This window comes from Phaeovulum veldkampii DSM 11550 (assembly GCF_003034995.1).
Lineage (GTDB): Bacteria > Pseudomonadota > Alphaproteobacteria > Rhodobacterales > Rhodobacteraceae > Phaeovulum > Phaeovulum veldkampii.
This window is the reverse complement of record NZ_PZKF01000038.1, coordinates 1-25,070: the sequence shown is the minus strand read 5'-3', so window position 1 is coordinate 25,070 and position 25,070 is coordinate 1. Positions and strand designations below refer to the sequence as shown.

Here is a 25,070-nt window from a genome sequence, read left to right as displayed (position 1 = left end):
TGCCCCCGCGCCGGATCATCGCTTATTCGAACTCCATGATCACGTCATCGACGCGCAGGCTGGCGCCCGGCACACAGGTGATCTTTTTCACCACGCCTTTGCGCTCGGCCTTGAGGATGTTTTCCATCTTCATCGCCTCGACGGTGCACAGGGCCTGACCTTCCTGCACCTCGTCGCCCTCGGCCACGTTGATTTTCACGATCAGGCCGGGCATCGGGCACAGAAGGAATTTCGACGTGTCGGGCGGCATCTTTTCAGGCATCAGGCGCGCCAGTTCGGCCTGCCGCGAGGTGCGGACATGCACCTTGAGGTCGGCGCCGCGCAGCCGGATACGGAATCCCGAGGGGATCTTGCCGACTTTCAGCACCAGCGGCGCATCCTCCACCTCCAGCCGCGCCAGAGGCTGACCCGGCGCCCAGTCCGAGGTGACACGGTAAACGCCGCCATCGGCAAAGGTCACGGTCGAGCCCGCCTTGTCGGCGGAAATCGTCACCGGGTATTCCATGCCTTGCAGCGTCACCACCCAGTCATCGCCCACATGGCGTTCGTGGTTGCCCAGCGTGCCCGAAATCCGGGTGCGGCGAATCTCGGCCACCCGGTTCATCGCCGCCGTCGCGGCCGCCACGCGGCGCAGGGTTTCTTCGTCCAGCGTGGTGCCGGTAAAGCCGCCCTCGTATTCCTCGGCGATGAAGGCCGTGGTGATCGCGCCCGACACGAACCGCGGATGATCCATCACTGCCGACAGGAACGGCAGGTTGTGACCGATGCCTTCCACCTCAAACGTGTCCAGCGCCAGCCGCATCTCTTCGATGGCCTGCCCGCGGGTCGGCGCCCAGGTGCACAGCTTGGCGATCATCGGGTCGTAGAACATGCTGATCTCGCCGCCCTCGAACACGCCGGTATCGTTGCGCACGATGCCATGTTCGGTCGGGCCTTCAACCGGCGGGCGATAGCGCGTCAGCCGCCCCGTCGAAGGCAGGAAGTTGCGATAGGGGTCTTCGGCGTAAAGTCGGCTTTCCATCGCCCAGCCGTTGATCTTCAGGTCTTCCTGACGGAAGGGCAGCGGCTCGCCGTTGGCCACGCGGATCATCTGTTCCACCAGATCGACGCCGGTGATCAGTTCGGTCACCGGGTGTTCCACCTGCAAGCGGGTGTTCATTTCAAGGAAGTAGAAGTTACGGTTGCCATCCACGATGAATTCCACCGTGCCGGCGCTGGTATAGCCCACCGCTTTCGCCAGCGCGCAGGCCTGTTCGCCCATCGCGCGGCGCGTCGCCTCGTCCAGGAACGGCGACGGCGCCTCTTCGATGACCTTCTGGTTGCGACGCTGGATCGAGCATTCGCGTTCGTGCAGATAAACGCAGTTGCCGTGCTTGTCGGCCAGCACCTGAATTTCAATATGGCGCGGTTGCGTCACGAATTTCTCGATGAAGATGCGGTCATCGCCAAAGCTGGCGGCCGCCTCATTCTTGGACGACTCGAAGCCCTCCTTCACCTCGCCCTCGTTCCAGGCGATGCGCATCCCCTTGCCGCCGCCGCCTGCCGATGCCTTGATCATCACCGGATAGCCGATCTGGCCGGAAATCCTGACCGCCTCGTCGGCATCGGCGATCAGGCCCATATAGCCCGGAACGGTCGAAACGCCGGCTTCCTGCGCCAGCTTCTTTGAGGTGATCTTGTCGCCCATCGCCTCGATCGCGGGGCTGGGCGGACCGACAAAGACCACGCCCTCGGCCTCTAGCGCCGCGGCAAAGGCGCGGTTCTCCGACAGGAAGCCATAGCCCGGATGCACCGCCTCGGCGCCGGTCTGGCGAATGGCGTCCATGATCTTGTCGATCACGATATAGGACTGGTTCGCCGGCGGCGGGCCGATATGCACCGCCTCGTCGGCCATCTTCACATGCAGCGCGTGGCGGTCAGCGTCGGAATAGACCGCAACCGTCTTGATGCCCATCTTGCGCGCGGTCTTGATGACGCGGCAGGCAATCTCGCCCCGGTTGGCGATCAGGATCTTCTTGAACATGTCAGTCCCTTCTCAGTGACGCCCCGGTCGGAGCGCAAACAAAAAAACCACCCGGGCGGTGCGCCCGGATGGTTCTGCAAAGCGAAAATTGGCCGCGCTTGGCGGCGATCAGTGCCGGATTACCGGCAGGCGGGCAGGCCCGGAACGCCGCAGGACACGCCGCCCGCGACCGCGCCGATAAGCGCGCCCTGAGTTTTGCTGCCGCCGGTCGCATCGGCGATGACGGCACCGGCCAGCGCACCGCCCACGGTGCGTTCAGCGGCCGAGGTCTGGTAATTTTCACAGCCGGCAAGACCGGCGAGGCCAAGAGCGGCCACGAGAAGAGCGATTTTCTGCATTGCGAACTGCCTCCGAAGGGTTGTTGTTCTGCGCCGCACTCTATCGCAAATCTGCCCGAGGCAAAGCCCACGTTCACGCCATGCGCGGCGGTCCGCCGACCGGCAGGCCGGGCCGCGGCAGGCAGATGCGAAAAAGCCGGCCTGACCCGCAAGGGGCCAGGCCGAAGTGAAGGGGAAGGGGTAAAAACGAGGCAGATCACGCGCCCACGCCGCGTGAAACCCGGCCGGGCCAGATCAGACTGCATCGCAACGCAGCCTGTGGCAAAGCCGATCTGACCCCGCCCCGACGGCTCGGCAGAAAGCTGCCCGTCGCACGATCTGATCGGCGCGATCACGCCCAATCCTCGTCGTCGTCGCCCGCGCCCAGATCGGCACCGTCCGCGAATACCTCGGGAAAGGCCGCGCGGGCGCGTTTGACATCAATGCGCAGCAAGGCTTCGTAACTTTCGGGGTCAAACGACTCTTCGGCGGGCACCACCTCGCGGCCAAACAGCCACGACAGGCGCCCCGCATCCAGATTGCCGCGCTCAAACGGCTCTTCGCCGAAATGCGCCCACAGTGCCGCCATGAACCCCAGATCGGCACGCCGATCTGCGGGGGCGCGATCACGAAACCGCTCACGCACGACAAGACGCGTAACGCCCTTGGGATTGGCGCGGCGAATGACAAACTGGAAATCAGTGCCCGGCAGACGGCCGGGAAAACCACGGTGCTTCAGCACAAGCAACCTCCCACGATCAGGGAGGGGCACAACGGCTGGCCCGCGGTGATGGTCGGGACGGGCCGCAAGGCCCGCCCCGCGCCGATATTATTTGTATTTGCCGGTGTAGGTCGGCTCGACGGTGACTTCCGCCGGAGCTTCGGTTTTCGCGGCGCAAGCAGCGACAAAGGCGACGAGGGCAAGAGCCACGAGAGCTTTTTTGGACATAGTCTTCTCCTGTAAACCACAGCCGACAGCGAGCGTATCACCCCTGCCTGCGGTGTCTTTTCCATTGTGAGAGCCGTAGCAAATCGGCTCGGTGCCACAATATCTTGGCTGCGTGTCCCCTGACAGAGGCAAAATGCAAGCTGAGCCACCTGTGGCGGCGCTGCATCAGGGCGAACTGGCGCTGCGGCAACAGCACGGGGATGGGGCGCGCGAGGCATCAGTAAATCTCCCAGATACAGACGCCGCCCTCGGGCCGGAACGCCTCGAAATATTGTGTCGCCTCCGGGTCGGTGGCGCCAAACAGCACCGGCCGATCCGACAGGCTGATGATGATCTGCGCGGGCTGTGGCCCCGGTTCCACAATCCGCGGCAGGGCGAAGGTGGTGCACAGATGCTCCATATCCACCAGCGCCTGATCCGGGTCGATCGGGTCTGACCCGCCGATCTGCGGCGCCAGAAACCGGAACCGGATGGTCAGGCCTGAAGGCCCCGGCGCATCATGGATCGTCTCGACCCATTCAACCGCCTGGCCCGAGGGCACCGCGATCGGCTCTGCCGCCCGCGCCGGGGCAACCGACAAGGCCAAAACCGAAACGGCGATCATCAGGCCGGGCCGGATCATCCCGCCCGGCCCCCGCCCCGATCACACCGCATCTGCCCCGACCGCATCCTGCCCCCGCTTACAACGGAATGTTGTCGTGTTTTTTCCACGGGTTCGACAGTTTCTTGCTGCGCAGGCTGGCAAAGGCCCGCGCCACCCGCCGTCGAGTAGACCGCGGCTGGATCACCTCGTCGATAAAGCCCTTTTCGGCCGCCACAAAGGGGTTGGCAAAGCGGTCTTCATAATCCTTGGTGCGCGCGGCGATCTTTTCGGCATCGCCCAATTCACTGCGATACAGGATTTCCACCGCACCCTTGGCGCCCATCACCGCGATTTCGGCTGTGGGCCAGGCATAGTTGAAATCGCCCCGCAGATGCTTGGATGCCATCACGTCATAGGCCCCGCCATAGGCCTTGCGGGTGATGACGGTCACTTTCGGCACCGTGGCCTCGCCATAGGCAAACAGCAGTTTTGCCCCATGCTTGATGACGCCGCCATATTCCTGCCCGGTGCCCGGCAAAAAGCCCGGCACATCAACCAGCGTCAGAATCGGAATTTCGAACGCATCGCAGAATCGCACAAACCGCGCGGCCTTGCGGCTGGAGTCGATGTCGAGGCACCCCGCCAGAACCATCGGCTGGTTGGCCACAACGCCCACCGTCTGCCCCTCGATGCGGATAAAGCCGGTGATGATGTTGGCGGCGTAATCCTTCTGGATCTCGAAGAAATCGCCCTCATCGGCGACCTTCACGATCAGTTCCTTCATGTCATAGGGCTGGTTCGGGTTTTCCGGGATCAGCGTATCAAGGCTGTCCTCGATACGGGCCACATCGTCAAAGAATGGCCGAACGGGCGCCTTTTCACGGTTCGACAGCGGCAGAAAGTCGATCAGGCGGCGGGTTTCGGCCAGCGCCTCCACATCATTTTCATAGGCGCCATCGGCCACCGACGATTTCTTGGTATGGGTGCCCGCGCCGCCCAGCTCCTCGGCGGTCACGACCTCGTTGGTGACGGTCTTCACCACATCGGGTCCGGTGACGAACATGTAGGACGAATCCTTCACCATGAAGATGAAGTCGGTCATCGCCGGCGAATAGACCGCACCGCCCGCGCAGGGGCCCATGATAAGGGAAATCTGCGGCACCACGCCCGAGGCCATGATGTTGCGCTGGAACACCTCGGCATAGCCCGCAAGGCTGGCCACGCCTTCCTGAATCCGCGCACCGCCCGAATCGTTGATCCCAATCACCGGCGCGCCGTTCTGCATCGCCATGTCCATGATCTTGCAGATCTTCTGCGCGTGGGTTTCCGACAGCGAGCCGCCAAAGACGGTGAAATCCTGCGAAAACACATAGACCATGCGGCCATTGACCGTGCCCCAGCCGGTAACGACCCCATCGCCCGCGATCTGTTCGGCCTGCATCCCGAATTCGGTGCAGCGATGGCGCACGAACATGTCGAATTCTTCAAAGCTGCCCTCGTCCAGCAGCAGTTCGATCCGCTCACGGGCGGTCAGCTTGCCCTTCTTGTGCTGCGCCTCGATCCGCCGCGCCCCACCGCCCAGGCGCGCCTCGGCGCGGCGGGTTTCAAGCTCTGCCAGAATATCCTTCATCCGATCCCCCCATCGGGCCACAAGACCCGGTGAAACAAAGTTGCGCGCACCCTATCCGCGGCGCAAGCAACAACAAAGCGGAATCCGGTAAATTTGCAAATTATTGGCAAGAGATTTATCGCGAATTGCAATATTGCAAATTCCCGCCGAGGCAGCCACCAAACGGCGCAGTCCAGTGCATTTGTTTGAAACGACAGCCAGTTGAAACACATTTTCGGGGTTTTTTGCGCTCACAAACAAGGGGGTTATCGCTCACTCCCGGCGCATCTCAGATAATTATCTTATAGTTCAATAGCTTGGCGTCCAGACGCCAGATCGGCAAAATCGGCCCTCGGCGCAGCCCGCTTGCCAGCGCCGCCCCGGCCCCCGGCTTGACGGGGTGCGGCACGCTCCGCAAGGGTCGGGCCATGACCCGGCATCGCCGCGGTCCCCTTCGTTCCCGGCAATCCGGGGTTCGCCAACCGTTCACAACCGCCCGCCCGGAAAGCGCCGCTTTTCGGACCGCAGCCGCATTCACCCAAGAGACCACCATGCCCGCCAACACTCGCCGCGACCCTTCCGCCCCCGCCCCGACGACGATCCCCTTCATCGAAGCCCGCTTCTTCGACCCGAAGCAGGATCATGATGATCCTGACGGGAGCGATACAGGGCCTCGCATGCAATCGAAAGGTGACATCGCGCACATTCTGGCAACCAGATACGGCACCATCTTCGTCGTCATCGTGAAGAAGCTATCGCCGCGAACGTCGCGCAGCCGCGCGATCTCGCGGATCGACAGCTTCTGACGCAAATGCATCCGTCGGATAATGTTCAAAAGTCCCATGTGGATCACTCCGCTGTCTCCCCGCCGCTCGCCGCGTGGGGGAAAGGGTCACCTAGCCCAGTCCTCGGTGAAAATCAGGCGCCTAACCGGCTCACTTCTGGGTGAAAATCAACCGTGACGGATCACGCGGCGGCGGCACCCGAAGCCCTGTGGCGGGCACAAAGCAAGGCGCTGATCTCGAACGCACTATTCGATCGCATGTAGGCCGATGATCCCGCCGGAGCTCCGTCGCAGCCATAATGCTGCACCGACCTGCGGCTGGCGGCGAAAGAGCTGAACGCGGCGCTGGCCGGTCGGGTGTGGCCATGGTGCACCTGCCACACATCGCGGATCGCGCGGGCAATAGTGCTTGTGGCTGCGGATCGGGGCGGGCTGGCGGTGCCGTCTACCGCACTTCGAACTGCGGGCAAAAGTGTGTGCCAGGACACACCAAATTGCGATAAACCATCGAAAAACTATTTCGCCGAGAAAATGGTGCGGTCGAGAAGACTCGAACTTCCACGGGAGTTACCCCACAGCGACCTCAACGCTGCGCGTCTACCAATTCCGCCACGACCGCACTGTCCTGACATGGTGGCGCGGTGTTTAGCCGAGCCCTTGGGCGAAGGGAAGCGGATTTTTTCGGCCCCTTGCGGATTTCCGGCGGGACCGGGGCGCGGCGAGGCGCCCCGGCTGACGGATCATTGCTGGATCAGCAGCGTGGGCAACCGGATCAGATTGACCATGCCGGTGGCCACCCCCACCGGCTGCGCGCCGGGGGTGGGGGCGGGCTGATCCATCACAACAGTTCCGGCCTGCGCGGCAGGGGTTAGGGTGGCGGGGGCTTGGGCTGGGGGCAATTGTCCCTGCACATCCATGGGCGGAAGCGGCACGGGCACCGCGACAGGAACCGGGGCAACCGGCGCGGGCACCGCAAAGCCGGGCAGCGCAGATGCCGGAACCGGCGCAACGGGCGCGGCATCAACCCGGCCACCAAGCGTATAAGCCGCCTTGCGGATCAGATCGGTTCGTTCCGGCTGACCGGGGGCAAACACCGCCGTGCTGCCGCCGCCCAAGGCATCGAATCCGGCCTGATACCAGTCCAGCGCCAGATCTGGGCGCTGGCTGGCGCCAAAGCCCATCGCCAGATGGTGCCCCAGCAGTTCGGCATAGGGCTTTTCGCCCAACGCAGTCAGCAGCAGCGCCGAGCCGACGGCCACATCCATGTTGTCGGTCCGGTAGCCGACCGACAGGCAGATCCGCGCCGTGCCCGCCAGTTGTGCGGGCGCCATGCCGGTGGACAGCGCAAAGGCCGACACGCCCGACAGCACCTCATCGCGGGTTTTCATCGACAAGGCTGCGACATGGTCCTTCATCGCCGGGGCAAATCCCTCGCATTGCTGCGCGATTTCAGCCGCGGTGACACCGGCCACCTTGGTCGCCAGATCTTCGCCCTGCGTGATGGCATAGCCGCGCGCCAGACAGAACTGTTCACCCAGCGCCTGTTGCGGGTCACGCAGATTGGCCAGCGTGGTATAACCGCCATTGGTCGAGGTGATCAGCGCCACCTTGTTGCAATGCGAGGCAAGCGAGGCCTGCGTGGCCGCCCCACCCATGAAGCTGGGCAGACCGGGCGCCGCAGCGGCCACCGGCGCCGGCTGCGCGGGGGCGGCAAACGAGGGCATGGCCGGGGCAACGGCCATCGTGCCGGGCTGCGGCATCGACGGCACCCCCATCGACTCGTCGCGCCAGGCGACCAGAAGCCCCTTCATCCCCATCGGGTTGGTCGCGGCCTGCTGCATCGTCAGCCCGCCCCCCGCCACCGCGCGATGATACGAGCCTACCAGATGGCTGCGTTCATACTCGGTCAGTTGCCCGGTCGCCGGATAGCCCAGAAGCACCTGATACTGGCTGATCGCCGAGCGCGACTTTGGCCCGATCGCGCCATCGGGCGTGCCGACCGGAAAGCCGAAATGGTTCAGCGCCACCTGCACCTCGCGGTTGGCCTCGCGCTGTGCCGAACTGATGCCGGTGGGGCGCGCCTGCCGCACGGTGCGCTGTTGCGGCGCGGCCTGGCGGTTCTTGTTGGCCTCGTTCATGATGGCGCCGCCGATGAGGCCACCGACGATCCCGCCGACAAGGCCATCGGACCCCGCGCGCGCCGTGGTGGCCTGCGTCACACACAGCGTGGCGATGATGGCGGCAGTAACAATTCTCTTGGGGATCATCCCATTTCTCCTCATTAATCGCGGGCGGTCTGGCCAGACACCGCAGAACATGATTCGAGTGTTTGCGCGAATCGTCCGCAAGGCAAGGAGTTTGACGCGCCGCCGTGACAAACGGCCCGTCCAGGAACGCGATGGTGGAGTGGATCACAAGCACGGCCCCCGTGCCCTATGACATGGCGCTAGCCGGAATGGAGGCACGCGTCGCCGCCATTGCGGCGGGCTGCGCCGACGAGGCGATCTGGCTGCTGGAGCACCCGCCCCTTTACACCGCGGGCACCTCGGCCCGGCCCGAAGACCTGACCGACCCCGACCGCTTTCCGGTGCATGTTGCCGGGCGGGGCGGGCAATATACTTATCACGGGCCGGGCCAGCGGGTCGCCTATGTCATGCTTGACCTCAACCGCCGCGGGCGCGATGTGCGCCGGTTTGTCTGTGATCTGGAAAACTGGATCATCACGACACTGGCCGAGTTCAATGTGCGCGGCGAACGCCGGACGGGCCGCGTGGGGGTCTGGGTCACCCGCCCCGACCGCGCGCCCAACCCCGACGGCAGCCTGCGCGAAGACAAGATCGCCGCGATCGGGGTCAAGCTGCGCCGCTGGGTCAGCTTTCATGGCCTGTCGATCAATGTGGAGCCGGATCTGAGCCATTTTTCGGGAATCGTTCCCTGCGGCATTAGCGCCCATGGTGTCACCAGCCTCGTCGATCTGGGCTTGCCGGTCACAATGGCCGATCTAGACGCGGCGCTGACTGGAACCTTTCCCCGCATTTTCAAGCCCCTGGACGAAAGGTCGCGGCAACCCGGCGGCAACACGCCGATCTCGGAAGAATGAACGCAGGACCACAGGTTTTTGTAACTCATGTAAAAGCACTATGTTATACACCGCTCGGAATCAGGAATTCCGGTGTGTCTGCCCGGCATGCAAGAAACGGGCAGCGGCTATGACCATGAAGGAAGACGCGATGAAAATCAGCCTCTATGCTACCCTTGCCGCTCTGGCGCTCGCCACCCCCGCCCTCGCGGGCGACGTGGAGGCTGGTGCGAAAGAATTTTCCAAATGCAAGGCCTGCCACTCGATCATCGGTGCCGCCGGTGAGGAAATCGTCAAAGGCGGCAAGATCGGCCCGAACCTGTATGGCGTCGTCGGTCGCCCGGTCGCGACCGTGGCCGATTTCAAATACGGCGACAGCATCCTCGCCGTTGGCGCAACCGGCATGGTCTGGGATGAGGCCGAACTGGCCGTTTACATGACCGATCCGGTGAAATGGCTCAAAGACAAGACCGGCGACAAGAAAGCCAAGTCGCTGATGACGCACAAGCAGGCGAAAAAGCAGGAAGACGTGGCTGCTTATCTGGCGTCGGTCGCGCCGGCCGCTGACGCACCTGCCGCTGACCCGGCTGCGCCCGTCACGAACTGATCCTGCAGGTTCAGCCGATACATTGCTGCGGCGCCCCTCGGGCGCCGCAGTTTTTTTCGGCTCGCCATTTGAGGGCGCGTCAGCACGCGCACAACGAAAAGGCCGTGCGGGTTGCCCCGCACGGCGCTCACTTTACTACCCTAAACGGTCAGGCCTTGTGACCGTCGATTTCGACAGCATCTTCGATGATGCCGTCCTCAGGCGAGCGGATCGCACGTTTGCTGTCGATCACCGTTGCTTCCTCCAACGGCGCCTCGGGCAGGCGCTCTTCCAGTTGATCCGACTTCAGCTGAAAAAACCGCCGCGCCATATCTTCATACATCTCGCGCGACAGCAGCAGGGCGATCACGATCGCGGTAGAAAAGAATATCCACGGATTCAGGACGCCGACGAACAACCCCAGAAACAGATGCACGATAACCGCGCCCGCCGCAGCGGTTCGCAGAACGAATAGCGGATACTCAATGAATTTACTGCGTTTTTTCTTGTCGGTCATGGAATGGTCCTCTGGTTGTCCGCAGACATTGCGCGCCGGTCGCGCCCCCTTGGCCGCGCGTCTGCTGTAGCCCGTCACCGGTCATGTTGGCACGTTGCGCCCGTAACGCAAGAGGGTCGGGCCGTTTGGTCGCAGCCACGCCTGCGACGGTCAACTCAGCCGAGCCTTGACCATCGGGCCCACGGCGCTGAAATCCATCTGCCCGGTATGACGCACCTTCAACTCGGCCATAACCCGCCCCATGTCGCGGATCGAGGCGGCGCCGATCTCGGCCATCACCTCGGAAATCGCTGCCGCAACCTCGTCGGCGGTCAGTTGGCGGGGCAGGAATTCCTCGATCACCTTGATCTCGGCCAGTTCCTTTTCCGCCAATTCCAGCCGCCCGCCCTCTTCATAGGCGCGCGCGCTTTCCTGCCGCTGCTTCACCATCCGACCCAGAATGCCCAGAATCTCGGCATCCCCCACGGTGGCGCCTTCGCCGGTGCCGCGCAGCGCGATCTCACGATCCTTGATGGCCGCATTCACCAGCCGCAGGGTCGAAAGTCGCTCGGCCTCTTTCGATTTCATCGCCTCTTTCAAGGCCGACGCGATCCGATCGCGCATTTCCATGCGTTTTCACCCTCAAAGGTTCCAGAACCGCTACAATAACCCGAAGCCCGACCCGGCACAACCTGCACAAATCATTGTTTTCATTGCATAAGGCAATCCACCACAACCCCTTGACCCCCGCCCCCCCGGCCCTTAGGTTCCAGCAGATTTTGCCCCGGGGAGTCGCGCCATGACCGCCAATCATCCGTCAACGGAAAAACCGACCGCCCTTCTGGCCCTTGCCGATGGCAGCCTGTTCTATGGTACGGGCTTCGGCGCGACAGGGCAGACGGTGGCCGAACTCGTGTTCAACACCGCGATGACCGGCTATCAAGAGATCATGACAGACCCGTCCTATGCCGGGCAGGTGGTGACCTTCACCTTCCCGCATGTGGGCAACGTGGGCGTGAACGCCGATGATGACGAAACCGCCGAGCCGGTGGCTGCCGGCATGGTGGTGAAATGGGACCCGACCGAGCCGTCGAACTGGCGCGCGGCGGGCGATCTGGTCGGCTGGCTGGAAAAGCGTGGTCGCATCGGCATCGGCGGCATCGACACCCGGCGGCTGACCCGCGCCATCCGCCAGCAGGGCGCCCCGCATGTGGCGCTGGCCCATTCGCCCGATGGCGTGTTTGACATCGCCGCACTGGTCAAGGCCGCGCGCGACTGGAAGGGCCTTGAGGGGCTTGATCTGGCCAAGGATGTGTCTTGCCACCAGTCGTACCGCTGGGATGAAAAACGCTGGGCCTGGCCCGAAGGCTACACCCGTCGCGACGGCCCCGGCCTGCGCGTGGTTGCCATCGACTATGGCGCAAAGCGCAACATCCTGCGCTGCCTGGCCTCGGCGGGCTGTGAGGTGACGGTTCTGCCCGCCACCGCCACCGCCGCCGACGTGCTGGCGCTGAACCCCGAAGGCGTGTTCCTGTCGAACGGCCCCGGCGACCCGGCGGCGACGGGCGATTATGCCGTGCCGATGATCCGCGGTGTGCTGGAGCGTGACCTGCCGGTGTTCGGCATCTGCCTGGGCCATCAGATGCTGGCCCTGGCCCTGGGGGCCAAGACCATAAAGATGAATCACGGCCACCACGGCGCCAACCATCCGGTGAAGGATCTGGAAACCGGCAAGGTGGAAATCACCAGCATGAACCACGGCTTTACCGTCGACAGCCAGACCCTGCCTGCGGGCGTCAAGGAAACCCATGTCAGCCTGTTCGACGGGTCGAACTGCGGCATCCGCATGGAGAACCGGCCGGTGTTCTCGGTTCAGTATCACCCCGAGGCCAGCCCCGGCCCGCAGGACAGCTACTATCTGTTCGACCGCTTTGCCGAGGCGATGCGCACCCGCCGCGCCGCCCGAGCAGGCGCCTGAACGGGTAATCTGACCCGGCCCAAGCCGGTGGCAAAACCGCCACGCTGTCAGTTTTTCACCCTTTGTTAACCATGTCTTAAGAGGCGGGACGCAAGGCTGGCACGGCAGTTTCCAGCCCGGTGCCCGCCATGCCCCCTCCGCCCCTGCCTCGCGCTCTGCGCACCGCACCACCTGCGCGGCCCACCCCGGCTGCACCCGACGACCACACGCGTGCCCATGCCACCCGGATGGCGCGCCACGCCGCGCGCAAGCCGCTGGGGCAGATATTGCACGAACGCGCGGCAGTGGCGCCGGGCGACCTGCTGAAGGCTCTGGCGCTGCGCGAACGGCAGGATGTGCGGCTGGGCGACATCTTGCTGGCACATGGCTGGGTGCGCGACACTGATCTGATGGCGGCGCTGGCCAGCCAATGGGACGCAAGCGTGGTCGATCTGGAGGCCGAACCGCCCGACCCGCGACTGATCGACCGTATCGGCGCTGCCGAATGCCTGCGCCACGCCATGGTGCCGTGGCGGCGCGTCGGCGGCACCACGATCATCGCCACCGCACGGCCCGAAGATTTTCTGGGCCTGCGTCATACCCTGCCCGCGACGCTGGCGCCCTTTGCCATGGTGCTGGCACCCGAGCGTGAAATACACGCCGCGCTGCTGGCCCAGCGCCAGACCGGGCTGATCCGGGCCGCGGAAACCCGCGTGCCACCCGCCGAAAGCTGCCGAACCCGGAACGAGCCGCGGCTCGCCAGGATCGCGCTGACCACGCTGGCGGGGCTGGCGCTGGGGCTGTGGGTGGCGCCGATGGCGGTGTTCGGGCTGCTGGTGTTCTGGGCGGTGCTGACGCTTGCGGCCACCAACGCGCTGAAACTGGCGGCCTTTCTGGCCGAGGTCATCGGCCGCGCCCGCGACCGGCGCTGCCCGCGCCCCCCCGCCGCCGCCATCGCGCGGCTGCCCGTGGTGTCGATCCTGATCGCGCTTTACCGCGAAGACGACATTGCCGCGCGGCTGGTCGCACGGTTGGCAAAGCTGCACTACCCACGCGAATTGCTGGATGTGATGCTGATCGTGGAGGAAGGCGACGCCACCACCCGTGCCGCACTGAACCGCGCCTGTCTGCCCGGCTGGATGCGGATCGTGACCGTCCCGAACGGTCCGGTCAAGACCAAGCCGCGCGCGCTGAACTTTGCGCTGAACTTTGCCCGCGGGTCGATCATCGGGGTCTATGATGCCGAGGATGCCCCCCACCCCGACCAGATCCACACTGTCGTGCGCCGGTTCCACGACCGCGGCCCCGAGGTGGCCTGCCTGCAAGGTGTGCTTGATTTCTACAACCCGCGCACCAACTGGATCGCGCGCTGTTTCACCATTGAATATGCCTCGTGGTTCCGCTCGCTGCTGCCGGGGCTTGCGCGGCTGGGGCTGGTGGTGCCGCTGGGCGGCACTACGCTGTTTTTCCGCCGCGCCGCGCTGGAACGGCTGGGCGGATGGGATGCGCATAACGTCACCGAAGATGCCGATCTGGGCGTGCGGTTGGCACGCTACGGCTACCGGACCGAATTGATCCCCACCGTCACCGAAGAAGAGGCCAACTGCCGCATTCTGCCGTGGGTCCGGCAACGGTCGCGCTGGCAAAAGGGCTTTGCGATGACATGGGGGGTGCATATGCGCGACCCCATCCTGCTATGGCGGCAACTGGGGGCGTGGCGTTTCTTCGGGTTTCAGGTGATGTTTCTGGCCTCGCTGTCGCAATACCTGCTGGCGCCGGTGCTGTGGTCGGTCTGGGTTCTGACGCTGGGGCTATGGCACCCGCTGTCCGAGATGATGGGGGCAGGCCCGCTGATTGCGCTGTCGGCGCTGTTCCTGGCGTCAGAAGCAATCACGCTGGTTGTGGCCGCCTGGGCCGTGCGCGGGCGCAAGCACCGGTTTTTGCTGCCCTGGGTGCCGGTGCTGAATGTCTACCTGCCGCTGGGCACCCTGTCGGCATGGAAGGCGATGTATGAGGTGATCACCTGCCCGTTTTACTGGGACAAGACCGCCCACGGCCTGTTCGACACCGACCCAACCGACGCCCCGGTGCCGGTGCCGGTTCGGCGCTGAATGCGGGGGGGCGTCAGCCCCGCGGTCGCGCACCGGCCTGCACACCGCCGGCATCCAGTTTCAGCCGCGTTTCAAACGCTTTCGAGATATGCGCCCGCAGCGCCGCCTGCGCAGCCTCGCCATCACCCGCGCCAATCGCATCGACAATCGCCTGATGCTCGGCCAGCGCGGTTTCGCCCCGCCCCTCGGCCGCCAGCGAGGTGGTGGCCAAAAGCGCCATCGAGCGATGCACCAGATCAAGCTGCTGCACCAGATAGCGGTTGTGCGAGGCCAGGTGGATCTGCTTGTGGAACCGCCGGTTGGCGCGGCTCAGCGCCTCGGGGTCGTTCAGGTAGGCGTGGTCCTCGGTCACCATGTCGCCCAGAACCTTGACCTCTTCGGGGGTGGCGTGTCGCGCGGCCAGCCTGGCCGCCAGCGCCTCCAGTTCGGCGCGCACCACATACAGCTCGGCCAACTGGTTATGGTCGAGCGAGGCGACGATCAGGCTGCGCCCGTCGCGCGCCAGCATCGACTGGGTTTCCAACCGCTGCAACGCCTCGCGCACCGGCGTACGCGACACGCCAAAGCGTTCGGCAAGCTCGGATTCCACCAGCCGGTCACCGGGCCGGTAAACCCCGCTGTCGATGGCTTCGAGGATCAGGCTATAGGCATCTGTCTGCATCGGGCTCCCTCCCTGCAGGTTGCCGGACCCTAAGCGCAAGGCCGGGGCGAAGACAAGCCTTTGCCCCATTGCGGCCCCCGGCGGGCCCCGCTACGGTCACACCATGCCCGCAGCCCGTTTCCACCACGTTATCGACTGGGTCTTTGACCTCGACAACACGCTTTATCCGCCCGAGGCGCGGCTGTTCGACCAGATCGAGCGGCGCATGACCGCTTTTGTCATGCAGGCGCTGGGCGTTGACCGGCCCGAAGCCGACCGGCTGCGCCAGCACTACTGGCAGCTTTACGGCACCACGCTGGCCGGGCTGATGCATGAACATGACGTTGACCCCGCCCCCTACCTGGTCGAGGTGCATGACATCTCGCTGGATCATCTGACCCCCGATCCGGCCTTGCGCGCGGGGATCGCGGCACTGCCGGGGCGGCGGATCGTCTACACCAACGGCTCGGCCCCTTATGCCCGGCGGGTTTTGGCGGCGCGCGGGCTGTCGGGGCTGTTTGACGGGGTGTTTGGCGTGGAAGATGCCGGCTTTCGCCCCAAACCCGACCGCGTCGCCTTTGAGACGGTGTTTGCCCGCGCCGGCATAACCCCCGCCCGCGCCGCCATGTTCGAGGATGACCCCCGCAATCTGGCAGCGCCCCATGCGATGGGGATGCGCACCGTGCATGTCGCCCCCGCCCCGCTGCCCGCACCACATATCGAACATCACACCGACGATCTGGCCGGTTTTCTGGCCCGGCTGCGGATGTGATCCGGCGGCACCATGCCGCAGCGCGACAATTTGTCGCATCCCTCCGCAGCTTCCCGGCCCGGTATCACCACACCACCGTCACGCCGACGGTGCAGGGAGATATTCATGGCCGATTCCACCCACGATGCCACCGGGCACCACATCAAAGACCCCTCCAACCTGGCGATAGCCCTGTTCTTCGCCGGTGTGGCAGCTCTGGTCGCGGCTCTGGTCTGGGCGGTTGCCACCTTCGGGATCGTGGCGCTGATTCTGACTGGCGTCGCAGCGACCGCGCTTTGCATGGCGCTGCTGATCGTCATCACGGCTGGCGGCTAAGCGGGCCAAGGCTGGACCTTTACCCCTTGCGCGCTAGGATAAAAGCTGCACGATCAAGGGGGCACAGGCATGACTGAAACCGACCACAGCACCGATATCCTGATTTCGGGCGGAGGGATCGCGGGTCTGGCTGCCGCCGCCGTTTTCGGGGCCGAAGGGTTCCGGGTGATTTGCATCGACCCCGCCCCCCCGGTCACGGCCGAGTCAGACCCTGGGTCAGACCTGCGCACCACGGCGCTGCTGCAACCCTCGGTCACGCTGCTGGAACGCGCGGGTGTCTGGGCGCGGCTGGCGCCTTATGGGGCGCCTTTGCAGGTGATGCGCATCATCGACGCGGGCGGGGCCGAGCCGGTGGAACGGCTGCGCCGCGATTTTGACGCCGCCGACATTTCCGACGCCCCCTTTGGCTGGAACCTGCCCAACTGGCTGCTGCGGCGCGAATTGCTGGCCCGGCTGGCCGAGATGCGCAACGTCGCCTTCCATCTCGGTCGCGCCTCGGTGGGGATCGTGCCGCGCGAAAACGAGGCAATCGTGCGGCTCGATGACGGAACCCGCATAGCAGCCCGGCTTGTGGTGGCTGCCGACGGGCGCAATTCGGCGCTGCGCGAGGCGCTGGGGATTGCGGCGCACCGCACCAGCTATGGCCAAAAGGCGCTGGCCTTTGCCGTGACCCATCCGAACCCGCATCACAACGTCTCGACGGAAATCCACCGCTCGGGCGGGCCGTTCACGCTGGTGCCGCTGCCCGACCGCGACGGGCAACCCTCTTCGGCCGTGGTCTGGATGGAACGCGGCCCCGAGGCTGCGCGGCTGGCCGCCCTGCCCGTGCCGGAATTCGAGCGGCTCTTGAACGAACGCTCCTGCGATATTCTGGGGCATCTGACACTGGTCACCCGCCGGTCGGTCTGGCCGATCATCAGCCAGATCGCCGCACGTTTTGACGGGCCGCGCACCGCGCTGATGGCCGAGGCCGCGCATGTCGTGCCGCCGATCGGCGCGCAGGGCCTGAACATGAGCCTTGCCGATCTGGCCTGCCTTGCCGACCTGGCCACGCGCGACCGCGGTAATCTGGGTAGCCAGCCGATGCTGTCCACCTACAACCGCCGTCGCTGGCCCGAGGTCAAGGCCCGCGTGACCGGCATCGACCTGCTGAACCGCGCCTCGATGGTGCAAGCGCAGCCGTTGCGCAACCTGCGCGCGGGGGCCTTGGGCGCGCTCTACGCGCTGGCCCCGGTGCGCAAGACGCTGATGCGCGCCGGGTTGGGGCTGCGCTGACGCTAACGCCCGTCGCGCCACAGGCCCAGCGGGCCAAGGCGGGCAGATTTCTTGTCCTGATGCCGGTCCATCCGCATCAGGACACCTCGCAAAAATCCCACCGCCTCGGGCAGATAGGGGCCTTTGTTCAGCATCACACAATCGGCGCGCTGGCTCATCGCGGCATCGGTCGCCTCGGCACGGCTGGCGCGGCCCTCTTTCAATAGCCCCTCCAGAACCTGCGTGGCCCAGACCACCGGCACATGCGCGGCCTCGCACAGCCACAGGATTTCTTCCTGAATTTCCGACAGCCGGTCCAGCCCGATTTCCACCGCCAGATCGCCGCGCGCGATCATCACCGCCACCGGCAGCCGACCGCCGGCCGCCACAATCAGATCGGGCAGGTTGCGCAGCGCCAGCGGGGTTTCGATCTTCAGCACCACGGCCGGCAAGGGCCGCCCGTTGGCCCGCGCTTCCATCGCCTCGATCAGGCGGACCACGTCGGCAGGCGTCTGCACAAAGGAATACCCCACCAGATCGGCGTGCCCCATCACGAAATCCAGCGCCCGCAGGTCATCCTCGCCCAGCGCCGGGATCGCCAGATCAACGCCGGGCAGGTTGACGCCCTTGGCGGGCTTCAGCCGCGCGCCGCGTTCGGGGGCCTGCGTGATCTCGACCAGCACCCGCTCGGCCCCGGCCTCGACGACCTTGCCCCACAGCTTGCCATCGTCAAACGACACCGGCACCCCCGGCGCCAGATGGGCCATCACCTCGGGGTGGCTGAGCGTGATCGCCAGCGCCCCGGCCTTGCCCGATTTGCCGCCCCTCGCCTTGACCGGCGCCGGCAGGATCGCGACGCGGTCGCCAGCACCCAGCCGCGCCTTGGCATCGCCCTCCAGCGTGGCGATGCGCAGTTTCGGCCCGGCCAGATCCATCAGCACCGGCACCCGGCGCCCCGATTTGGTCGCGCGCCGCCGGGCGTGGCCGATCATCGCGGCCCAGGCCTCGGGGCCGTCATGGGCACAGTTGATGCGCAGGCAATCGGCCCCCTCCATCACCAGCCGATCAATCAGCGCGGGGCCCTCGGCAGCCTCGGGCGGCAGCGTCACCATGATCCGCGCGGCAGGCCCCCCCTCGCGCGCGCCAAACAAAGCGTCGCGCTGCGCCCCGATGCGGGCCTGCGGCACCGCAAATGCCTCGGGCCGGGGAAAAGCCCCGCCATCCTCGCCTAAAACCCGCGCCAGCGCCGCCAGAACCGCATCCAGCGAGGCGCGCACATGCCCCTCGCAGCGCCCCAGCGACGACAGCCCCAACGCCGCCAGCGGTGCCTGAAAGGCGGTGAGATCGTGGCGCCGAAGCGCCAGATAATCGGCCAGATTGGCAGCGCCGGGCATGAAATCGTGGCGCAGGATCTGGCCGTCCCAGCCCTCCAGCCGATGCGCGGCGCGGGCCTCCAGATCGTGACGCAGGGCGCCCAGAACCTCATACAGCCCCTGCGCACTTGCCCGCCATGCGGGAACCGGCGTCGCCGCCATCGCCTCGATCTGCCCGCGTCCGTCCATGCCCGCCTCCGCCAATGCACCTGTCCACATCTCAGGATCGCAGCCCAACGCGACAGTTCCATGTCAGCGCGCCCGGCCTTGCAACGCCGCCCCCGCCCGCATAAGAAGCGCCTCAATGTTCGGGCGGTTCAGGGGGGAACCATGCCGCTTCTGGTGATGAAATTCGGCGGCACCTCGGTGGCCGATCTGGCGCGCATCAAGAATGCCGCCGAAAAGGTAAAGCGCGAGGTGGCCCGCGGCTATGACGTGATCGTCATCGTCTCGGCCATGTCAGGCAAGACCAACGAACTGGTGGGCTGGGTCGAGGCGACCTCTCCGCTGTTCGACGCGCGCGAATATGACGCCGTCGTGGCCTCGGGGGAAAACGTGACCGCCGGGCTGATGGCTCTGACGCTACAGGAAATGGACGTGCCCGCGCGCAGTTGGCAGGGCTGGCAGGTGCCGATCAACACCACCAGCGCGCATTCCGCGGCGCGGTTCGTGTCGATCCCGCGCGACAACATCGACCAGAAATTTGCCGAAGGCATGAAGGTTGCCGTCGTTGCGGGCTTTCAGGGCCTCAGCCCCGAGGGCCGCATCACGACGCTGGGTCGCGGCGGATCAGACACCACCGCGGTAGCCTTTGCCGCTGCCTTTGGCGCCGAACGCTGCGACATCTACACCGATGTGGATGGCATCTACACCACCGATCCCCGGATCAGCTCCAAGGCGCGCAAGCTGGAAAAGATCGCCTTCGAGGAAATGCTTGAACTGGCCAGCCTTGGGGCCAAGGTGCTGCAAACCCGCTCGGTCGAGCTGGCGATGCGCTACAAGGTGCGTCTGCGCGTGCTGTCGTCGTTCGAAGAAACCGACGAAAACTCTGGAACCCTGGTCTGCGACGAGGATGAAATCATGGAATCGAAAGTCGTCTCGGGCGTCGCCTATTCGCGCGACGAAGCGAAAATGACCCTTGTCACCGTCGAGGATCGCCCCGGCATCGCCTCGGCGATCTTCGGCCCGCTGGCCGATGCGGGCGTGAATGTGGACATGATCGTCCAGAACATCTCGGAACGCGACTACGAGGGCCACGAAGGCGCGGTCACCGACATGACGTTCTCGTGCCCGGTCAATCAGGTCGCCCGGGCGAAAAAGGCGATGGAAGATGCCCGCGCCGCAGGCCAGATCAACTATGACGATCTCGCCGTCGATACCGACGTGGCCAAGGTTTCGGTCGTGGGCATCGGGATGCGCAGCCACGCAGGGGTTGCCGCGACCATGTTCAAGGCGCTGGCCGCCGAGAACATCAACATCAAGGTCATCGCCACATCGGAAATCAAGATTTCGGTGCTGATCGACCGGAAATATATGGAACTCGCCGTGCAGGCGCTTCATGATGCCTTCGAACTGGAAAAGGCCGCCTGACACCCGGCGCGGTCTGACACGACAGGGGCAAGACGGGATCATGCCCGAACGCACGGAAAGCGAAAGCCGCAAGCTGTTGCGTCGCCTGCGCGACACGCTGGCAACGCCCTGCAAGGGGCAGGAGCGGCTTGACCGGATCACCCATCTGATCGCGGATTCGATGCGTTCGCAGGTATGTTCGATCTACCTGTTCCGCGACGCCGACACGCTGGAATTGTGCGCGACCGAAGGGCTGAAGGCCGAAGCCGTGCACAAGACCCGCCTGCGCATGGGCGAGGGGCTGGTGGGCCGCGTGGCACGTTCGGCGCAGCCGGTCAACACCGGCAACGCCCCTGCCGAACGCGGCTTTCGCTTCATGCCCGAAACCGGCGAAGAGATTTATTCCAGCTTTCTGGGCGTGCCGATCCAACGCGTGGGCGAAAAGCTGGGCGTGCTGGTGGTGCAATCGCGCGAGGCGCGGCAGTTTTCCGAAGACGAGGTCTACGGGCTGGAAGTGGTGGCGATGGTGCTGGCCGAAATGGCCGAACTTGGCGCCTTTCTGGGCGATGGCGAGGCGATGGGGCGCGGCCATACCAACCCGGTGATGATCCGCGCCAGCGCCGGCCAGGAAGGCGCGGCCGAGGGCCGGGTCTGGCTGCACGAACCGCGCGTGGTGGTCACCAACCCGGTGGGCGACGACCCGGAGAAGGAACGCGCGCGCCTGCATGACGCGGTAGATACGCTGCGCGACTCGGTCGATCAGATGCTGGCCCATGCTCATGGCGGCGACAAAGACCACCAGCAGGTGCTGGAGGCCTACCGGATGTTTGCCCATTCGCGCGGCTGGATGCGACGGATGGAAGAAGACATCGCCCGCGGCCTTTCAGCCGAGGCCGCGGTGGAAAAGGAACAATCCGCCGCCCGCGCGCGGCTGGAACAGGTGCCCGACCCCTACCTGCGCGACCGGCTGCACGACCTTGACGACCTGTCGAACCGGCTGTTGCGCATCCTCACCGGGCAAGGCCAGGACACCGGCGCCGAGATGCCCGAGAACCCGGTTCTGGTGGCCCGCAACATCGGCCCGGCCGAGTTGCTGGACTACGGGCGCAAGCTCAAAGGTGTGGTGCTGGAGGAAGGCTCGGTCGGCAGCCATGCCGCGATCGTGGCGCGCGCTCTGGCAATACCGCTGGTGGTCCATGCCGACCGTATCACCACCGAGGCGCTGAACGGCGACCCGATCCTGGTTGACGGAGATCAGGGCATCGTCCACCTGCGCCCCGACGAAACCGTGGCAGGCGCTTTCCGCGAAAAGATCGCGATGCAGGCCGAGGCGCAGCAACGCTATTCCAGCCTGCGCAACCTGCCGGCCGAGGCGAAATGCGGCAGCCGCATCAGCCTGCTGATGAACGCGGGCCTGATGGCCGACCTGCCTTCGCTGGTCAATTCCGGCGCCGACGGGGTGGGCCTGTTTCGCACCGAACTGCAATTTCTGGTCCGCACCCGCGTGCCGCGACGCAGCGAACTGGCGGCCATCTATGCGCGCGTCATGGACGCGGCACAGGGCCGCCCGGTGATCTTCCGCACACTCGACATCGGCTCCGACAAGGTCTTGCCCTACATGAAGCCGCAAGACGAGCCGAACCCCGCGATGGGCTGGCGCGCGATCCGCGTGGGGCTCGACAAACCCGGCGTGCTGCGAATGCAGTTGCAGGCGCTGATCCGCGCCGCAGCGGGCCGCCCGCTCAGCGTAATGTTCCCCTTCATCGCCAATGCGGCGGAATATACTGCGGCGCGCAAGGCGCTTGAGTGTGCCTTGGCGCATGAAACAGCCCTGGGCCGAGCAACGCCCACCGCCGTCGAAGTGGGCGCCATGCTGGAAACCCCCAGCCTCGCCTTCGCCCCGAACAGCTTTTTCGAGGCAGCCGATTTCATCTCGATCGGTGGCAATGACCTCAAGCAGTTCTTCTTCGCCGCCGATCGCGAAAACGAACGTGTCCGGCGCCGCTATGATACACTTGATGTCAGCTATCTGGCGCTGATCGAACAGATCATCGACCGCTGCGCCCGCGCAGGCACCCGGCTGTCGTTCTGCGGCGAGGATGCTGGCCGCCCGATCGACGCGCTGACGCTCGCGGCGCTCGGCATCCGCATATTGTCAATGCGCCCCGCCTCGATTGGGCCGGTCAAGCACCTGATCCGCCGGGTCAATCTGAAAGACCTGCGCGCGGTGATCGACGCGGCCCGTGGCGATGGCGCCCAAACCGTCCGCCCCGCCGTGACAGCGTGGCTGGCCCGTCAATAATTGCCCTTTCATCTTGGTTCAAATATCCCCCGCGGAGCGTTCCGCGGCTGCCGTGGGAGCCTCCGGCGGGGATATTTGAGCCAAGATGAAAGGCACACTCAGCGGCGGGTAGAAATGCGGGCGCGCAGATCCTCGCGCAGGAAGCCCTCATCGAGGTCATGGCTCAGCGCCAGCCGTTTCAGCCCGAAATGCACCCGCGCGATGTCCTGATAATAGCTGGTGAAGCTGTAGTTGATTGCAGCCCCCGCGATCGCGCCCAGAACCGGGGTCGCCTGCGCAGCCAGTTTCTGCCCCAGCGCCACCGACAGCCGCGGCGCAACCTTGGCGATCAGCGCCTGAAGGCTGGCGCCGGTGATCGTCAGCTTGGCGGTGACAAGGCCCATATCGGTGCCGTCATCCTCGACCATCGGCCCGGCCGAAGCGAAAACGGCAAGGCATTCGATCCGCACCGCCTCGTCGGCCGGGTCAAAGCCGTGTTCCTGCGCGATGCCCTGAATCGCGCGCAACAGCACCGTCACCGTCAGCGGCAGTTCGGCCAGCGCGCCGGGCAGACCGCCCAGCCCCCCCGCCGCCCCCATCGCCGTGGCCAGCGCCGTGTTCACCCAATCGCTGCGGTCAGCCATCACCCCCCGCGAGACCGCCGCCGCGGCGAAGGCATTGTCCAGCGCAGCCTCGGTCGCGCCTTGCAGCCGGTCACGCACCCGCGCGGGCAGTTTGCCCAACAGCGTCTCTGTGCTGTCGCCCAGCGCCGCCAGAACCTGCATCCCAAGACCGCTGGCCGCCCGGTGCCGCGCCGCCAGCGCGTCCAGTTCCGACAAGACTGCGCGGTCGCGGATCGGGGGAAAGATCGCCGTGCCCTGACTCATCATCGCCTCCCGCATTATGTACCTGTTATATGGGAAAGGTGAGGGATGCTTGCCAGATGTGGCGGGTCTCTTGATCGGCCCCCCTCATCTGACACGCCGCACAGCCGGTGCGGCAATCGCAAATATGCCCGACCCGGCCCAGTTTATGGCGGGTTTTCACCCTTTCGCCGCACTTCCGCCCTGTTATTCTGTTAGTTTAAGATAAAGATAACCTTGAGGGGGCCTAACCCCTCAAGGATACGCTGCGAATCGGCATCGTGCCGTCAAAGTGCGTGAGAGAGTGTGTCATGACCAAAAAGCTCCGCTGCCTGATCCGTGCTGCCAGATCGTTCTCCAAGGACGAGTCGGGCGTTCTTGTCATCTTCTCGCTGTTTCTGTTCGTGATCATGCTGCTCGTCGGTGGGCTTTCCGTAGACTTTCTTCGCGTGGAAGACCAGCGCACCAAAATGCAGGCCACGCTTGACCGCGCCATCCTTGCCGCCGCCGACCTGGACGAAAAGCGCCCGGCCAAAGAGGTGGTCGAAGATTATTTCGACCGCGCGGGGCTTAAGGACTATCTGAAGGACGTCAAGGTTTACCCCGACATCACCGGGCGGTCGGTCACGGCAGAAGCCTCGTTCGACCTTGACACGTTCTTTCTGCGGCTGGCGGGCGTCAATTCTTTGGCGGTGTCCACAAACGGCGCCGCACGTGAGCATATCGAAAAGTCGGAAATCTCGCTCGTGCTGGATATTTCCGGCTCGATGCGCTTTGACGACCGAATGGGCGACCTGAAGCCTGCTGCGAAAAACTTTGTCGAACAGGTGCTGAAGCCCGATGTGGCGGACCTCGTGTCGATCAGCATCATCCCCTATGCCGGGCAAACCAACCCCGGTCGGACGATGTTTGACTATCTCGGCGGTATCCGCCGCGATGCCGTCGTGACCACCAACCATTTCCCCATGATCTCGCCCAACATCTTGAACGTGGTAACCTATTTCGACACCAACGCGGATGGCAAGATGGACAGGTCGGTGACGATCAATTACTTCCCCGCCAGCGGCGCGACCAACTTCATCAGCAATGATCTTGACGTCTTCTTTGGTCAGTTGGTCACGTTCATGGGCACCAAGGTGCCCGCCGTCGCCGGCAAAACCGTGATCGGGGCGCAAATCAAGACCACAGCTTATGTAACCAAGTATTACGCGGTGGCGAACAACACCAACGGCGAGACCGCCGACACCAAACCCAGCGGCACACCCACGAACAGCACTCTGAGCTTCAATGATTTCGTCTATAAACCGATCCTTTCGGTGCCCAGTTCCTGCATCGAGATTGGCGGCGATGAATTCACCTCCACCGGCCTGCCCGGAAAAGGCTCGTATGAACAGGTGCCGCATTTCATGAACTGGTCCATCGACAAGCCCACGATGGACTGGGGCTGGTGCCCCGAAGATGACACCGCAATCATGTATGCCCAAAGCGATATCGCCACGCTTCAGACCT

At 64.9% G+C, this 25,070-nt stretch carries 22 protein-coding genes and 1 tRNA gene; 11 read left to right on the top strand and 12 right to left on the bottom strand.

Going from position 1 to position 25,070, the window contains the following annotated elements; translation table 11 throughout:
* Positions 1-22: 22 nt before the first annotated feature.
* The 5 genes from C5F46_RS13340 to C5F46_RS13320 all read right to left on the bottom strand — a co-directional run bounded on the left by C5F46_RS13340 (position 23) and on the right by C5F46_RS13320 (position 5,502).
* Complete coding sequence (locus C5F46_RS13340) at positions 23-2,023, bottom strand: acetyl-CoA carboxylase biotin carboxylase subunit (RefSeq protein WP_107325834.1); 2,001 nt, start codon at positions 2,021-2,023, stop codon at positions 23-25.
* 119 nt (positions 2,024-2,142) lie between these two features.
* A complete protein-coding gene (locus C5F46_RS13335; RefSeq protein ID WP_107325833.1) occupies positions 2,143-2,361 on the bottom strand; it encodes a glycine zipper 2TM domain-containing protein in 219 nt (72 codons plus the stop codon).
* A 331-nt stretch (positions 2,362-2,692) separates the two neighbouring features.
* Complete coding sequence (locus tag C5F46_RS13330) at positions 2,693-3,082, bottom strand: hypothetical protein (protein ID WP_107325838.1); 390 nt, start codon at positions 3,080-3,082, stop codon at positions 2,693-2,695.
* Positions 3,083-3,506: 424 nt separating this feature from the next.
* On the bottom strand, positions 3,507-3,911 hold the full coding sequence (locus C5F46_RS13325) for a DUF6497 family protein (RefSeq protein ID WP_235820173.1): 405 nt from the start codon (positions 3,909-3,911) through the stop codon (positions 3,507-3,509).
* Between the two features lie 58 nt (positions 3,912-3,969).
* Positions 3,970-5,502, bottom strand: a complete 1,533-nt coding sequence (locus C5F46_RS13320; protein WP_107325832.1) for an acyl-CoA carboxylase subunit beta — start codon at positions 5,500-5,502, stop codon at positions 3,970-3,972.
* Positions 5,503-6,032: 530 nt separating this feature from the next.
* Between C5F46_RS13320 and C5F46_RS16700 the strand changes: the two genes are divergently transcribed.
* Complete coding sequence (locus C5F46_RS16700; RefSeq protein WP_168796878.1) at positions 6,033-6,287, top strand: hypothetical protein; 255 nt, start codon at positions 6,033-6,035, stop codon at positions 6,285-6,287.
* A gap of 510 nt (positions 6,288-6,797) precedes the next feature.
* Here the strand turns inward: C5F46_RS16700 and C5F46_RS13310 are convergent.
* Together C5F46_RS13310 and C5F46_RS13305 are read right to left on the bottom strand one after the other, a co-directional pair.
* Positions 6,798-6,884: transfer RNA gene (locus C5F46_RS13310), tRNA-Leu, on the bottom strand.
* A gap of 121 nt (positions 6,885-7,005) precedes the next feature.
* Positions 7,006-8,532, bottom strand: a complete 1,527-nt coding sequence (locus C5F46_RS13305; protein WP_107325830.1) for a peptidoglycan-binding domain-containing protein — start codon at positions 8,530-8,532, stop codon at positions 7,006-7,008.
* A gap of 131 nt (positions 8,533-8,663) precedes the next feature.
* Here C5F46_RS13305 and lipB point away from each other — a divergent pair, with 131 nt between their 5' ends.
* Both lipB and C5F46_RS13295 read left to right on the top strand, forming a co-directional pair.
* Positions 8,664-9,365, top strand: coding sequence for a lipoyl(octanoyl) transferase LipB (gene lipB / locus C5F46_RS13300; protein WP_107325829.1), 702 nt, complete (start codon positions 8,664-8,666; stop codon positions 9,363-9,365).
* A gap of 130 nt (positions 9,366-9,495) precedes the next feature.
* Positions 9,496-9,951, top strand: coding sequence for a c-type cytochrome (locus C5F46_RS13295; RefSeq protein ID WP_107325836.1), 456 nt, complete (start codon positions 9,496-9,498; stop codon positions 9,949-9,951).
* A 148-nt stretch (positions 9,952-10,099) separates the two neighbouring features.
* Here C5F46_RS13295 and C5F46_RS13290 read toward each other — a convergent pair whose 3' ends face one another.
* Positions 10,100-10,447, bottom strand: coding sequence for a hypothetical protein (locus tag C5F46_RS13290; protein WP_107325828.1), 348 nt, complete (start codon positions 10,445-10,447; stop codon positions 10,100-10,102).
* 150 nt (positions 10,448-10,597) lie between these two features.
* Positions 10,598-11,056 carry a GatB/YqeY domain-containing protein gene (locus C5F46_RS13285; RefSeq protein WP_107325827.1) on the bottom strand — a complete coding sequence of 153 codons (459 nt, stop codon included), beginning with the start codon at positions 11,054-11,056 and terminating at the stop codon, positions 10,598-10,600.
* A gap of 169 nt (positions 11,057-11,225) precedes the next feature.
* On the opposite strand from C5F46_RS13285, the gene carA reads away from it, so the two are divergent.
* Together carA and C5F46_RS13275 are read left to right on the top strand one after the other, a co-directional pair.
* Positions 11,226-12,404 carry a glutamine-hydrolyzing carbamoyl-phosphate synthase small subunit gene (carA, locus tag C5F46_RS13280; RefSeq protein WP_107325826.1) on the top strand — a complete coding sequence of 393 codons (1,179 nt, stop codon included), beginning with the start codon at positions 11,226-11,228 and terminating at the stop codon, positions 12,402-12,404.
* 128 nt (positions 12,405-12,532) lie between these two features.
* Positions 12,533-14,494 carry a glycosyltransferase family 2 protein gene (locus C5F46_RS13275; protein WP_168796880.1) on the top strand — a complete coding sequence of 654 codons (1,962 nt, stop codon included), beginning with the start codon at positions 12,533-12,535 and terminating at the stop codon, positions 14,492-14,494.
* Positions 14,495-14,507: 13 nt separating this feature from the next.
* On the opposite strand, the gene C5F46_RS13270 is transcribed toward C5F46_RS13275, so the two are convergent.
* The gene (locus C5F46_RS13270) at positions 14,508-15,155 is read right to left on the bottom strand and encodes a GntR family transcriptional regulator (RefSeq protein ID WP_107325824.1); all 648 of its coding nucleotides are present in this window, start codon (positions 15,153-15,155) and stop codon (positions 14,508-14,510) included.
* A gap of 103 nt (positions 15,156-15,258) precedes the next feature.
* On the opposite strand from C5F46_RS13270, the gene C5F46_RS13265 reads away from it, so the two are divergent.
* The 3 genes from C5F46_RS13265 to C5F46_RS13255 all read left to right on the top strand — a co-directional run bounded on the left by C5F46_RS13265 (position 15,259) and on the right by C5F46_RS13255 (position 17,496).
* Complete coding sequence (locus C5F46_RS13265; protein WP_107325823.1) at positions 15,259-15,906, top strand: pyrimidine 5'-nucleotidase; 648 nt, start codon at positions 15,259-15,261, stop codon at positions 15,904-15,906.
* Positions 15,907-16,011: 105 nt separating this feature from the next.
* On the top strand, positions 16,012-16,221 hold the full coding sequence (locus C5F46_RS13260; RefSeq protein ID WP_107325822.1) for a hypothetical protein: 210 nt from the start codon (positions 16,012-16,014) through the stop codon (positions 16,219-16,221).
* Between the two features lie 69 nt (positions 16,222-16,290).
* Positions 16,291-17,496 carry a UbiH/UbiF family hydroxylase gene (locus tag C5F46_RS13255; protein WP_107325821.1) on the top strand — a complete coding sequence of 402 codons (1,206 nt, stop codon included), beginning with the start codon at positions 16,291-16,293 and terminating at the stop codon, positions 17,494-17,496.
* 2 nt (positions 17,497-17,498) lie between these two features.
* Here C5F46_RS13255 and C5F46_RS13250 read toward each other — a convergent pair whose 3' ends face one another.
* Positions 17,499-19,037, bottom strand: a complete 1,539-nt coding sequence (locus C5F46_RS13250; RefSeq protein ID WP_107325820.1) for a pyruvate kinase — start codon at positions 19,035-19,037, stop codon at positions 17,499-17,501.
* Positions 19,038-19,178: 141 nt separating this feature from the next.
* Between C5F46_RS13250 and C5F46_RS13245 the strand changes: the two genes are divergently transcribed.
* Both C5F46_RS13245 and ptsP read left to right on the top strand, forming a co-directional pair.
* The gene (locus C5F46_RS13245; RefSeq protein WP_107325819.1) at positions 19,179-20,438 is read left to right on the top strand and encodes an aspartate kinase; all 1,260 of its coding nucleotides are present in this window, start codon (positions 19,179-19,181) and stop codon (positions 20,436-20,438) included.
* Between the two features lie 40 nt (positions 20,439-20,478).
* The gene (ptsP, locus tag C5F46_RS13240; RefSeq protein WP_107325818.1) at positions 20,479-22,719 is read left to right on the top strand and encodes a phosphoenolpyruvate--protein phosphotransferase; all 2,241 of its coding nucleotides are present in this window, start codon (positions 20,479-20,481) and stop codon (positions 22,717-22,719) included.
* A 98-nt stretch (positions 22,720-22,817) separates the two neighbouring features.
* On the opposite strand, the gene C5F46_RS13235 is transcribed toward ptsP, so the two are convergent.
* A complete protein-coding gene (locus C5F46_RS13235; protein ID WP_235820172.1) occupies positions 22,818-23,585 on the bottom strand; it encodes an EcsC family protein in 768 nt (255 codons plus the stop codon).
* 287 nt (positions 23,586-23,872) lie between these two features.
* Between C5F46_RS13235 and C5F46_RS13230 the strand changes: the two genes are divergently transcribed.
* The coding region (locus C5F46_RS13230; protein WP_235820171.1) for a TadE/TadG family type IV pilus assembly protein at positions 23,873-25,070 on the top strand (1,198 nt) is incomplete at its 3' end.